13 protein-coding genes are annotated in these 12,499 nt (G+C 60.7%); 8 read left to right on the top strand and 5 right to left on the bottom strand.

Translation table 11 applies throughout. The annotated features are described in order from the left end of the window. Nucleotides 1–10: 10 nt before the first annotated feature. Genes ACSQ8R_RS30250 through ACSQ8R_RS30220 form a run of 7 tightly spaced genes read left to right on the top strand, consistent with a single transcriptional unit; the run spans nt 11 to nt 7,180 of the window. A complete protein-coding gene (locus tag ACSQ8R_RS30250; protein WP_436257016.1) occupies nt 11–1,057 on the top strand; it encodes an SIS domain-containing protein in 1,047 nt (348 codons plus the stop codon). After that, nucleotides 1,057–1,185, top strand: a complete 129-nt coding sequence (locus tag ACSQ8R_RS30245) for a hypothetical protein (protein ID WP_436257015.1) — start codon at nt 1,057–1,059, stop codon at nt 1,183–1,185. The genes ACSQ8R_RS30250 and ACSQ8R_RS30245 overlap by 1 nt, the downstream gene beginning before the upstream one ends. After that, a complete protein-coding gene (locus ACSQ8R_RS30240; protein WP_436257014.1) occupies nt 1,182–2,075 on the top strand; it encodes a fructoselysine 6-kinase in 894 nt (297 codons plus the stop codon). The genes ACSQ8R_RS30245 and ACSQ8R_RS30240 overlap by 4 nt, the downstream gene beginning before the upstream one ends. An 11-nt stretch (nt 2,076–2,086) precedes the next feature. Beyond that, on the top strand, nt 2,087–3,790 hold the full coding sequence (locus tag ACSQ8R_RS30235) for an ABC transporter ATP-binding protein (protein WP_436257013.1): 1,704 nt from the start codon (nt 2,087–2,089) through the stop codon (nt 3,788–3,790). Then, the gene (locus tag ACSQ8R_RS30230; RefSeq protein ID WP_436257012.1) at nt 3,787–4,761 is read left to right on the top strand and encodes an ABC transporter permease; all 975 of its coding nucleotides are present in this window, start codon (nt 3,787–3,789) and stop codon (nt 4,759–4,761) included. Before ACSQ8R_RS30235 ends, ACSQ8R_RS30230 begins: the two co-directional genes overlap by 4 nt. Continuing rightward, nucleotides 4,758–5,597, top strand: a complete 840-nt coding sequence (locus ACSQ8R_RS30225) for an ABC transporter permease (RefSeq protein WP_436257011.1) — start codon at nt 4,758–4,760, stop codon at nt 5,595–5,597. Before ACSQ8R_RS30230 ends, ACSQ8R_RS30225 begins: the two co-directional genes overlap by 4 nt. A 50-nt stretch (nt 5,598–5,647) precedes the next feature. Further along, nucleotides 5,648–7,180 (top strand): ABC transporter substrate-binding protein, encoded by a 1,533-nt coding sequence (locus ACSQ8R_RS30220; RefSeq protein WP_436257010.1) that lies wholly within the window; start codon nt 5,648–5,650, stop codon nt 7,178–7,180. A gap of 106 nt (nt 7,181–7,286) precedes the next feature. On the opposite strand, the gene ACSQ8R_RS30215 is transcribed toward ACSQ8R_RS30220, so the two are convergent. Both ACSQ8R_RS30215 and ACSQ8R_RS30210 read right to left on the bottom strand, forming a co-directional pair. Next, on the bottom strand, nt 7,287–7,658 hold the full coding sequence (locus ACSQ8R_RS30215; RefSeq protein ID WP_436257009.1) for a LysR substrate-binding domain-containing protein: 372 nt from the start codon (nt 7,656–7,658) through the stop codon (nt 7,287–7,289). Next, a complete protein-coding gene (locus tag ACSQ8R_RS30210) occupies nt 7,586–7,987 on the bottom strand; it encodes a hypothetical protein (RefSeq protein ID WP_436257008.1) in 402 nt (133 codons plus the stop codon). Before ACSQ8R_RS30210 ends, ACSQ8R_RS30215 begins: the two co-directional genes overlap by 73 nt. A gap of 303 nt (nt 7,988–8,290) precedes the next feature. On the opposite strand from ACSQ8R_RS30210, the gene ACSQ8R_RS30205 reads away from it, so the two are divergent. Continuing rightward, nucleotides 8,291–8,713, top strand: coding sequence for an ABC transporter substrate-binding protein (locus ACSQ8R_RS30205; RefSeq protein WP_436257007.1), 423 nt, complete (start codon nt 8,291–8,293; stop codon nt 8,711–8,713). A gap of 465 nt (nt 8,714–9,178) precedes the next feature. Here the strand turns inward: ACSQ8R_RS30205 and ACSQ8R_RS30200 are convergent, their stop codons facing one another. From ACSQ8R_RS30200 to ACSQ8R_RS30190, 3 genes are all read right to left on the bottom strand, one after another. Next, nucleotides 9,179–10,699, bottom strand: a complete 1,521-nt coding sequence (locus ACSQ8R_RS30200; RefSeq protein WP_436257006.1) for a tripartite tricarboxylate transporter permease — start codon at nt 10,697–10,699, stop codon at nt 9,179–9,181. Between the two features lie 49 nt (nt 10,700–10,748). Beyond that, nucleotides 10,749–11,210 (bottom strand): tripartite tricarboxylate transporter TctB family protein, encoded by a 462-nt coding sequence (locus ACSQ8R_RS30195; protein ID WP_436257005.1) that lies wholly within the window; start codon nt 11,208–11,210, stop codon nt 10,749–10,751. A gap of 131 nt (nt 11,211–11,341) precedes the next feature. Next, entirely contained in the window at nt 11,342–12,316 is a 975-nt protein-coding gene (locus ACSQ8R_RS30190; protein WP_436257004.1) for a Bug family tripartite tricarboxylate transporter substrate binding protein, read from the bottom strand. Nucleotides 12,317–12,499 lie beyond the last annotated feature (183 nt).

Raw genomic sequence — 12,499 nt, 5'->3', positions numbered from 1 at the left:
AATGAATAACATGGCTCTCGAAAACCTGACGCCGAGTGACGAACAGATCAAGTCCGCTCCGAACCCGAACTACCTCGAAGGCGACTATCTGAAGGGCGTCCTTGAGATGACCTTTCGCGACGGTAACCCGATTGCCGAAAGGCTGGTCGATGAAATCTTCTCTTCGCGCCAGATCGATTCCATCTACCTGGTCGGCGCGGGCGGCTCGAACTCCTACATCGAGCCGGTCAAATACATCCTCGACAAGTATTGCGACCTCAGGATCGAGCGCATCAACTCGACGGAACTCGAAACGCGCCGTCCGAAGCCCGTCAATGAAAAGGCCGTCGTGCTACTCACGTCCCATAACGGCGAGACCGAAGACACGGTCGTCGCTGCCCGCTGGGCCAAGACGACCGGTGCCGTCACCGTGGCGCTGACCTCGGGTCACGATAGCGGCCTTGCGAAGATCTGCGACTACCTGCTGCCCTATAGCAAGGAGTTGCCGGGCATGCCGAAGACGATGATCGCTTATCTCTTCGCCGCTCATTTCCTAAAGCGCCTCGGCAACCCGGTCGGCGCCCAGCTCATCGCCGATCTGGAAGCGATGCCGGCCAAGCTGCACGACATCAAGAATGCCGAGCGCGAGCGCGGCATGGAGCTCGCCCGCCGCTATAAGGAGGAGAACATCTACTATGTGCTATCGAGCGGCATTCTGTCGGCGCTGAACTACCAGTACTCGATCTGCATCTTCAACGAGATGCTGTGGCTCGACGCGTCCGACATCCATTCGGGTGAATTCCGCCACGGCCCGTTCGAGGTGGCCGATCCGGAGATGGCCTACGTTTTCCTGATGGACAACGGCGAGAACCGCAAGATCGACCAGCGGGCGCTGGAGTTCACCCGCCGCGTCACGGACAAGATCATCACCTTCGATGCCGGCCGTTACGAGGATGTCTCGCCGCTGCTGTCTCCCTTCGTGATCGGCGTCACCTGGTACTGGTTCGCGCATACGCTTTCGGTTCTGCGCGAGCATCCGCTCAGCGTGCGCCGCTACATGTGGAAGGTCGACTACTGATGACGAAGACGTCCGCCGACATCGCCTTCAATCCCGGTGCGAGAGTTTCGCGCCGGGTCGGGCTGCGCGATCGGCGGATGTCCCACCCGTCTCGGCACCGCACGACAGGGAAGGCGGTCGAGGAATGATGACGCCGGACAAGACATATTCGGGCCTCAGGGTCCTCGGACTGGGCGACAACGTCGTCGACCGTTACCTGCATGCGGGCAAGATGTACCCGGGCGGCAATGCGCTCAATTTTTCGGCCTACGCCAAGATGCTCGGCGCGGATGCGGCTTTTCTCGGCACGTTCGGTACGGATACCGCCGGACGCCATGTGCGCTCCACGCTGGAAGAGCTTGCCATTCCGACATCGCTCTGCCGGATTGTCGAAGGCGCGAACGGCCATGCGGATGTGCGCGTCGTTGATGGAAACCGCGAGTTCGTGTTTTCCAACAAGGGCGGCGTCGCGCGCGAAAATCCCTTCACGCCGGACCAGACCGATCTAGACTATATTGCCGGTTTCCGCCTCGTGCACACGAGCTGCTACAGTCATCTCAATCCGCATCTGGCGGCGTTGAAGAGCGCGAGCGCCCTGCTTTCCTATGACTTTTCCTATCGCTGGCAGGTGGACGATCTGATCGGACCCGTAACGCCGCATCTTGATTTTGCAGCGCTTTCGGCGGGCGACGTCGGTCGTGAACGCGGTCTTGCTGTCCTGCGTGAAGCCGTTTCCAACGGTTGCAGCCTGGCCTTGGCGACCTTCGGGCCGGAAGGCGCCACGGCCTATAACGGCAAGGACTTCGTTTCGGTTCTGCCAAAGCCTGCCAATGTCGTCGATACGCTCGGCGCCGGCGATGCGTTCATTACCGCGACACTCCTTTCGCTGCTCATGGCCGGCTGGACGCGCGGCAGCCGGCCTTCGGCGGACGCCATCGCTATCGCCATGGAAAAAGGCAGCAAGTTTGCAGCCGAAATCTGCGGGGTCGACGGTGCATTCGGCCATGCCGCTCCCATCACCCCCAACGAACACGTCTGAGAGGAGGTCGGATGCTCGAAGTCAGAAACCTCTCGATCGCCTTCAAGACCGGCGCGGGGCTGAAGTCAGCCGTGCGCAATATCGATTTCACCATCCAGCCGGGCGAAATCCTCGGGCTCGTCGGTGAAAGCGGCAGCGGCAAGACCATCACCTCGCTCGGCGTGATGGGGCTCCTGCCACCGAACGCAGTGGTCACCGGTGGTGAGGTTCTGGTAGACGGCATCGACATCCTGAAGCTGCCGCCGGCGGAGCTGCGCAAGCTGCGCGGCAGCCATATCGCCATGATCTTCCAGGATGCGATAGCGTCGCTCGATCCGATCTTCACCTGCGGCGACCAGATCATCGAGGCCATCCTCCTGCATGACCCCGTCGGCCGTGCGAATGCGCGCCGAAAGGCCCGCGATTTGCTGGAAAAGGTCCTGATCCCCGATCCCGATCGCGCCATGCGCGCGTATCCGCACGAGCTGTCAGGTGGCCAGTGCCAGCGCATCATGATCGCCATGGCGGTCGCCTGCCGGCCACGCATCATCATAGCCGACGAGCCGACCACCGCGCTCGACGTCACCGTGCAGAAGCAGGTGCTCGACCTGCTCCGCGAATTGAACGGGGAAGTCGGCGCGGCGATCCTGCTGATAACCCACGATCTCGGCGTCATTTACGAAGTCGCAGACCGCGTCGTGGTCATGTATGCCGGCGACAAGATGGAGGAGGCGACGACCGCCGATCTCTTCGCCGCCCCCCAAAGCGACTATTCCAGGGCGCTGATCGATTCCATGCCGTCGCTTGGCCGCGATGCCGAACGGCTGCCGGTGATCGAGCGCGATTCATCGGGCAAGGTGCGCAGCGTCCGGCCGGAACCGCGCCGCCGCCCCGCATCCTCGGGACCCATTCCGGCAACGGGTGATCGTCCGCTTCTCGAAATCCGCGATCTCTGCAAGTCCTACTGGGTCAAGCCTTCGCCTCTCGCCATGCCGGTTGAGATGCGTGCCGTCGATCGCGTCAGCCTGTCGATCGCGCCGCGTACGACGCTCGGTCTCGTCGGCGAATCCGGCTGCGGCAAGAGCACGCTCTCCCGTGCAGTCATACGGCTCTACAAGCCCGATTCCGGCCAGATCTTCTTCAAGGGCAAGGATATTGCCGGGCTCTCGGACAAGGAGATGCGGCCGTTCCGGCGCGAGATCGCCATGGTCTTCCAGAACCCCTACGGTTCGCTCAACCCGCGCCAGACGGTCGCCCAGATCGTTGAGGCGCCGATGGTGATCTTCGCCGATGGCGATGCAGCGGGGCGTCAGGGGCGGGTCCGCTCGCTGCTCGACGCCGTAGGCATGCCTGCTGCCGCGGCCCAGAAATATCCGCATGAATTCTCTGGCGGGCAGCGGCAGAGAATTGCCATTGCGCGTGCACTGGCTCTCAACCCGTCGCTCGTCATCTGCGACGAAGCGGTCTCCGCGCTCGACGTCTCCGTTCAGGCCCAGGTGCTGAACTTGCTCAAGGACCTGCAGGCGGAGTTCGACCTGACCTATCTCTTCATCTCCCATGATCTCTCCGTGGTCGAGCATGTCAGCGACACGGTCGCGGTCATGCAGAAGGGCAGGATCGTCGAGTACGGACCTGCTGCGGAGATTTTCGGCAATCCTAAAGAGCCCTATACCCGCATGTTGCTGGATGCCGTGCCGACCGTCGGTTCGCTGCTCGGCGGAAAGGAGGGCGCATGAACGCCTCGATTGGGGCTCTGCTCCTTGCCGCGCGAAAGCTCCTGACCGCTTTGATCCAGCTTCTCGTCGTCGCCACCCTGATCTTCTCCGTCATGTACATCATGCCGGGCGATCCCGTGCTCCTGCTGCTCGGCGCCGACAGCAATCCGTCGCCTGAGGCGATCGCCTCGATGCGCAGCCAACTCGGCCTCGACCAGGCGGTGGTGTCGCAATATTTCGTCTGGCTCTGGAACGCGCTGCATCTCGATTTCGGCAAGTCGCTGACCAACGGTTATCCGGTCGCCAACTACGTGATGCAGAACCTGCCGCGCACACTCGAGCTCGCATTCGCGGCGATCGTCATTGCAGCGCTCATCGGCGTTCCGCTCGGCATTGCGGCCGCACTCAAGCGGGGCAGCATGCGCGATACGGTGCTGACCTCGCTCGCGACGATCGGCATATCGGTGCCGGTCTATATCATGGGCACGCTGCTGGTGCTGTTCTTCAGCCTGAAGCTCGGCTGGCTTCCGGCAAGCGGCTACACGGATATCTCGCGCAACGCACTGGAGCATTTCCGCAAGCTGGCCTTGCCGGCGCTGGCTCTGGGCTTCGGTCTGGCCGCGTCGATCGCCCGGATGACGCGCTCCTCCATGCTGGAAATCCTCGGCCGCGATTTCGTCCGCGCGCTGCGTGCCAAAGGCATGTCCGAACGGCGGATCATTTGGCAGCACGTCCTGCGCAATGCCGCGATCCCGATCGTCACGATCATCGGCCTGCAGCTCGGTAACCTCATGGGCGGCACGGTTCTCGTCGAAGCCATGTTCAACTGGCCGGGCCTCAGCACGCTTCTCGTTGGCGCCGTATCGGCGCGTAACTATCCTCTGGTCCAAGGGGCGATGCTGGCCATCGCCGCGGCGTTCATCCTGATCAACCTGGTGGTAGAGCTGCTCTACAGCCTGCTCGACCCGCGCATCCGGAGGAAACGCTCGTGATCCCCGAGGCAATTCTCCGCGCGACCCGCAACCAACCCTCCTTCCTGGCCAGCATCGTGCTGCTCGTCGCGGTGATCTTCATCGGCGTCTTCGGCAGCTGGCTTGCTCCGCAGGACCCGTTCCTGCTCAATCCGCAGACCGTCAACCAGGGCAGTACCACTGCCCACTGGCTGGGCACCGACGAATTCGGCCGCGATCTGCTCAGCCGACTGCTGATCGGGGTCCAGCCGACCTTGCTGGTGGCGATCGGCGCGACCGTGATCGCCGGAGTTCTCGGAACCATGATCGGGATCGCGGGCGCTTATGGTCGGCCGCTGATCGCATTTCTCATCATGCGGAGCGTGGATATCATGCTGAGCTTTCCGCCCATCCTGCTGGCGCTGCTGGCGGTCGGGTTCTGGGAAAGCGGAATATTCAGCCTCGCCGTCGTCATCGGTGTTCTCTACGTCCCGCATTTCGCCCGCGTCGCACACGCCGCCACGCTGCAGGTCTCGCGGATGGAGTTCATGGAGGCCGAACATGCGATGGGCGCGTCAGCCCGCCGCGTCGTTTTCACCGCCATCCTTCCGAACATCCTGTCGCCGCTGGTCGTGCAGGCGACATTGACGGTCGCGGCCGCCATCCTTCTGGAATCCGGCCTGAGCTTCCTCGGCCTCGGCATCGTGCCGCCGGAGCCGTCCTGGGGCCAGATGATCGGAACCGCGCGCGGCTATCTCGGCCAGAACCCGATGTACGTGATCTGGCCGTCACTTCTTCTCGCCTTGACGGTGCTTGCCATCAACGTGGTGGGCGACCGGCTGCGCGACATTCTCGATCCACGACTCAGGGAGGAGTAACGGGCATGGCAATTTCTCATCAACAAACAGAAGCAAAAAAGGGGTACGGCATGAAAAGGAAGATCTTCGGGCTCGTCTTGGCCCTGGCATCGAGCGTCTTCGCTCATCAAGCGCTGGCGGATGGCGGCACGCTCTATTTCGGTATTTCCGGCGAGCCGTCGACGCTTGAAAGCACCATCAATGCGGGCACGCCGGCGCGCACCATCCGGCTTGCGATCCATCGCGGCCTCTTCAACTACGGCGCCGACGGCAAGCTCTCGCTGGAGCTCGCCGAGAGCTACAGCGTCGCTCCGGATGCGCTCAACTATACGTTCAAGCTGCGCGACGCGAAGTTCCATGACGGTTCTCCGGTCACGTCGGCGGACGTCAAGGCGTCCATCGAGCGCATGACCGCCAAGGACAGCAAGGCGACCTACCGGAACGAACTCGGCGTCATCCAGTCGATCGAGACGCCGGACGCCAATACCGTGAAGCTGGTGCTTTCCAAGCCGTTCGTGCCGTTGGTGCATTACCTGGCGCTTCCGGAATCGGCGATCATCCCGGCCGCCTGGATCAAGGCGCATGGTACGGACCCGAATGCGGCGCCCGTCGGTGCCGGCCCCTTCAAGTACGCCACCTGGGAGCGCGGCCGCGAGCTGACCGTCGAAAAGTTCGACGGCTACTACAAAAAGGGCAAGCCACATCTCGATGACGTGCACTACGTCTTCTACGGCGACGAAAACACCCGCGTGAACGCGCTGAAGTCCGGCGACGTCGATATCATCGACTACGTTCCGTGGAAGGATGCCGGGTCGATCGAAGGCAGCTCGGACCTGAAGCTGGCAAGCACCACCGGCCCGTTCATGATGCTGCAGTTCAACACCAAGTTCGAGCCCTTCTCGAAGCCGGAAGTGCGACAGGCGATTTCCTACGCAATCGACCGTGCGACCGTCATCAACACCGCCTTCAACGGCCGCGGGACCCCACTGTTCGGCATCGCAATCCCGGAAGGCTACATGGGGTATTCGAAGGAAAAGGCGAACTTCTTCAAGTACGACATCGCGAAAGCCAAGGAATTGCTCGCCAAGGCAGGCTATCCGGACGGTTTCGAAGCCCGGCTGCTCGCCACCTCGCAATACGGCTTCCACAACAACACCGCTATCGCCGTCCAGGCCGAGCTTGCCAAGATAGGCATCAAGGCGAAGCTCGATCTCCCCGACTGGTCCGGCCGTATCGCCAAGAACAATGCGGGTGACTACGACTTCCTGGTTGCCGGCACGGCCGGAGATATCGCCGACCCCGACTGGCTCAGCAACTTCTTCTACGGCGGCCAGCAGCTGGTGCGGCTCAACAACTCCGCCTACTTCAACGACCCGGTCATCAACGATCTCCTAGACAAGGGACGCGTCACACTCGATGCCGGCGAGCGGGAGAAAATCTACGGCCAGTTCGTCGATCGCGCCCTCGAACAGTCGCCATTCGTCTATCTGATGTGGCGCGACCAGAGTTTTGGCCTCAGCAAGAAGGTCAAGGGCTTCACCAATATCCCGGGCTTCCTGACCTTTCAGTCCGGCATAACCGTCGAGAATGTCGAAGTGGAATGATCCGGAGAACGGTCGTTCTCGGATCCTATCGATAGCGTCAGGAGCGGGATGTCGAATCCCGCTCCTTTCTGTTTTAGGTCTTCGAAGCCTTCGCAGATAGCAGCCGTTATTCCGCCATCAATTCGCCCATCCGCCTCACGATATCGTCCAGCACGGCAATGCGCTGCCCGCCCGACGGACGAATGGCGAAATAGGAAACTTCGATCCGCGGCTCGAACGGAATGGCGATGATGTCGGCGCCGGCGGAGCGAAGGCTTGTGTGGGCGACGATGCCGACACCCATTCCCGATGCCGCGAAATAGCAGCAGTTCAGCATCGAGGTTTCCATCGTGCTGGTCGGTTGATGGTCTTCATTCGAAAAGGCGCGGTCCAGAGCCAGCCTCAGCGGCGAATTGCGGCCAGGAATCAGGACGCGCTCGTCCAGAAGGTCGGCGGGCGTGATGATTTTGCGAGACGCCAGCCTGTGGCCGGGCGCCATGGCGGCGACGGCATGGGCAGGACCGCATTCTTGTCCGCCATGCGCGGTGAGCCGAAGACGAAGCCAAGGTCGTAGCGGTTCTTCTCGACCATGTCCCAGATATGCCGGCTGTTTTCAACGTCGATCACCAGCGGGATGTCCAGACGGTTGCCGACCACATCGATGATCGCCTGGTGCAGATAGGGCCGAACCAGCGAAGTGACGCTGGCGATCCTCAGCACGATGTTCTTGTGCCGGCGGATATCGTCCGCGGCCTGGGCGATCTGGTCGAGACCGAGATAAAGCCGCTCGACCTCCCGGAAAAGCTGCGTCGCCTCGGCCGTCGGCACGAGACAGGCCCCGACCCGCTCGAACAGCCTGATCCCGACGATTTCCTCCAGGTCGCGAATGAGGCAGCTTCTGCGGCGGCGGTGATGCCGCCCGTCATCATCACGCTTCTGAAGGCTTCAACCTGTCGTGGCTTCAATCGCATTCGCTTCGGCTCCCATAACATTAGGGCATGAATGGAACATCAAATGCAATTTTTCTTTTCTGGGGGAGGCTTTAATGGCATCTCTAATCCGCAGGGAGAGCGCGGATTTCGGAAACCCCGGAGGAGCTCCATCAAGAAATTCCTTACGATCGCAGCCGCCTTGGCAGCGTCAGTCTTTGCCGTACCGTTCGCGTCCCATGCGAAGGACCTGACCGTCGGTCTGGCCGCCTCGACCACGTCCATGGACCCGCAGTTCTATGTCGTCGGCCCGAATAGCGCCATGGCGCGCAACATCTTCGACGGCCTCGTCAATCAGGACGCCAAGGAACAGATCCAGCCGGCGCTGGCCGCGTCGTGGAAGACGATCGACGACACGACCAGGGAGTTCAAGCTGCGGCCGAACGTCAAGTTCCACGACGGCAGCGACTTCATGGCAGAAGACGTCGTCGCCAGCATCAAGCGCGTTCCGCTCGCCTCGAAGAACTGCCCGAGCTCATTTGCCGCCTATGTGAAGGCGATCACCGATATCACCGCCGTCGATCCGCTCACTGCAGATCAATCCGACTTTTGTTTCTACTTATAACGCTGCTTCGAATGACGAAGCGTCACTCTGTCTTGCTAGTGCCGCCAATATGAGAGAACCGAAGCGAGCGACAAAGAAACCCACCGCCAGATTCACAACTGACCCGTCATAGAATCTCCCGACGCCAATGGCCTAAAGGGTGGCGACCAAGCTTGACTCGGAAAACGATCAGCGATGCCCACAGGCCAGCGACCTGGCCGAGAGAGCACATCGCCATGGCGTTGAGATTACCGAACACTATCCCGATGCAAAAGAAAGCCAAAGACCCGAACAGTCACATTCGTCATCGGCAGGAGTGCGACGCCGGTGATTGAGAAGGCCGAACTGGTGAAGAATGATAGCTGCAGCATCGGTCGCAGTCTTCGACACACCCGACGGGACATGTGAAGGCTGCCTACCTACGCAGACCTTGGCCTGACGTTGTCTTCCATCGTCAGGCCATTTGAGAGAATTTCTTTGCGACAATCAGCTTGTGGCTGTCGTAGCCGCCTGAAGGTTCTTCCGCTTCTTTGCTCTGTAGGCGAGAGCGAACGGTAGGATAGCGATCGCCACTGCCAGGATCCACAGGACAATCGAAATTGTGCTTTGGAATAGGATCGATATGTCGCCGCCGCTGATGGCCAGTGCATTACGAAGGTTGACCTCCATGACGCGACCGAGAACGAAGCCTAGGATAATAGGGGCCATGTCGAAGCCCGCCTTTCGCATCAGCCAGCCGAAGATCCCGATGCCCAGCATCAGGAAGATCGAGAATACCGAGGCGTGTGTGGAATAGACACCGACGATCGACAGAACAAGAATCCCGGGAACCAGCAGCCAGTTCGGCACGGTCAGCACACGGGCGAAGATATTCACCAGCGGCAGGTTGAGTGCGAGCAGGATGAAGTTGCCGATGAACATGGCAGCCACTAGACCGCCGACGATTTCGGGGCGTTCCGTCAGCAACATCGGGCCGGGCTGGATGTTATAGAGCATCAGCGCGCCGAGCATCACTGCAGTGGTGCCAGAGCCTGGAACACCAAGCGTCAGCATTGGAACGAAGGCCCCGCAGGCGGTGGCATTGTTGGCGGCCTCCGGAGCAGCAAGACCACGCACATCACCCTTGCCGAAGGTGCCTTCGGTGTCGGACAGACGCCTTTCGGTGGTGTAGGAAATGGCGCTGGAGACAGATGCGCCCGTTCCTGGCAGAACGCCGACGACAAAACCAATCACCGAGCTGCGAAGCGTCGCACCTGTACATTTCACCACATCGCTCATACGTGCCGTCATCCGGCCGAGCTCGCGAATGACCGTGAAGCCGCGACCCTGGTGTTCGAGAATAATCATCGCTTCGGAGATCGAAAACAGGCCGATAACGAGGACGACGAATTCGATCCCGTCGCCAAGTTCAGGCTCGTTGAAGGTAAAACGATAGGCACCTGACGTGGCATCAAGGCCGATTGTCGCCAGCATGAGGCCGAGCGTGCAGCCGATCAGGGTTTTGACCGGCTGACTTCCGACCATCGAACCCAGCGTCGCGAAGGCAAACACCATCAGTACGAAATATTCCGCAGGCCCAAAACCGATCGCAAGGCCTGCCAGAAGCGGCGCAAAAAGTGCAAGGCCAATCGAGCCGAGAATGCCGCCGACAAAAGACGACAGACCGGACAGTGCAAGCGCTTCGCCGGCTCGTCCCTGCTGCGCCATCGGGTAGCCATCGAGGGCCGTCATGACGGCACCGGCGTCGCCGGGCACGTTCAGCAGGATCGACGAGATGCGTCCACCATATTCGGCGCCACAATAGATCGATGCCAGCAGGATCATGGTGCTTTCAGGAGGAAGCCCCATCGTGTAGGCGATCGGCAGGAGGAGGGCGATGCCGTTAATCGGACCGATGGCCGGCAGTGCGCCGACCAAGGTCCCGATAAAGCATCCGACAAAGCCGATCAGCAGGTTCTGCCACGTCAGCGCGACGCCAAAACCCTGCCAGAGATATTCGAAGCTCATGATTTAAACCTTTCCCAAAAATGGGCACCCGGTTGCAGCCGAGGATGGATCAGCCAAAAATGGCGCCGACGGGCAGATAGACTTCCAGAAGGTAGGAGAAGATCACCCACCAGAGTGCGGCGTGACCAAGTCCGCCGAGCAGCGACATTTTCCGGTTTGCCCCGAATAACAGCGCCGTTCCGAAGGTCAGAACGAAAATGGAAATGGCAAAGCCTGCGGGTTCGAACAGCATGACGGAAATGATGAGCAAGACCGGAATGGCCAGCACGCGATAGAGAAGCGATCCTTTCGGAAATTTCTCCGAACTGCCGGGAAAACGCAGGTAAAATAAGCTTAGAGCGCCGAGCACACCGGCCAGAAGTATTGGCATGACGCGGGGGCCGAGCGGATCAGACGCGAAGGCATATTCGATCATGCCGCCGCCGACACCATAGGCAATTGCCAGGACCAGCAGGCAGAGCGCGCTGATCCGACCGGTTAGTCTGTGAGGGTTGGAAGAAGATTCTGACATGAAAATCTCGAGGGTTAATGGCGAGGGATACGGCTGGTCGCGGCCGGCGCATGTCATCGAGACTGATCTTTGCCCGATGCGAGAAGGAGAAGCCCGGCGTCGTCAGGCGCTGCCGGACCTCCAGACGTCATTTACATCCCGGCGTCTTTGGCTAGTGCCTTGAAGCGCACGACATCTTCTTTCACGTAAGCGTCGAAATCGGCGCCAAGCTTAGTGAATTCGAAAAGACCGCGGGTTTCGCGCTCCTTGGCGAACTCGGGTGTCTTGGTCAGCTTTTCGAAGGCCGCAACCCACCAGTTATAGTCTGCATCGGAGACATCCTTGCCCACGTAGTAACCGCGCCAGACCGGCCAATCGATTTCGTATCCCTGTTCCTTGGCGGTCGGAACATCGGCAAGTTCGCCCGGCAAGCGCTTGTCCGACATCACCGCCAGAATGCGCACCTTGCCCGCGACATGGTGCTTGGCCATTTCAGCGGCATCACCGGCACCGACCTTGACATGGCCGCCTTCGAGCGCCGTCAATACTGCGCCACCGCCTTCGAGGGCGACATAACGCATTTTTTTGGGTTCCTGGTTTGCGGCCTTGGCGAGCAGCGATCCCTTCATCCAGTCCTGCGATCCGACAGCACCGCCGCCGGCAATGGCGAAGCTGTTCGGGTCGGCCTTGTAGGCTTCGACCAGTTCGCCCAGCGTCTTGTAGGGAGAATCGCTGGAGACAACGAGGACGCCGTAGTCGGCGCCGAGCGCGCCGAGCCAGCGGACAGCGGTTTCGTCATATTTACCGAACTTGCCCTGTGCGATCAGCAAGGCTGATCCGGACGATGCGGCGGTGATCAGGTTGCCGTCCTTACCGCGCTTGCCGATCACGTGGTTATACGCAACTGCGCCAACGCCGCCTTCCATGTAGGTTACAGCCATAGGCGTGGAAATCTCTTTTGACGCTAGAAGCGAATTGGCGACGAGGCGGCAGGTCAGGTCGAAGCCACCGCCCGGCTTGGCACCGGCGAGGCATTCCGGCTTGGTCGGCTCTGCGACTGCGACGGACAGATTGCCGAACGAGGCAACAACCGTGCCGGCCAGAAAAGTCAGTAGAATACGCTTCATGATAAGGCTCTCCTTTGCGTGAATCTATTCTCGCTCGGGAGGTGTTGCGTCATCGCGGGCAGCCATAGCGTCGCATGTCATGCGTCACGGGCCGAACCGGCGATGTCGTGTGGTACAGATCTCCCAAGGCCTGCCGAAAAACTCTCTCCCGTCGACAGGTGAGCGAGGTTTAGTTCGCTAACC

This window comes from Neorhizobium sp. LjRoot104 (assembly GCF_964253725.1).
Classification (GTDB): Bacteria; Pseudomonadota; Alphaproteobacteria; order Rhizobiales; family Rhizobiaceae; genus Neorhizobium.
Note: the sequence above shows the minus strand (reverse complement) of the source record. Positions and strands in the feature narration are given on the sequence as shown.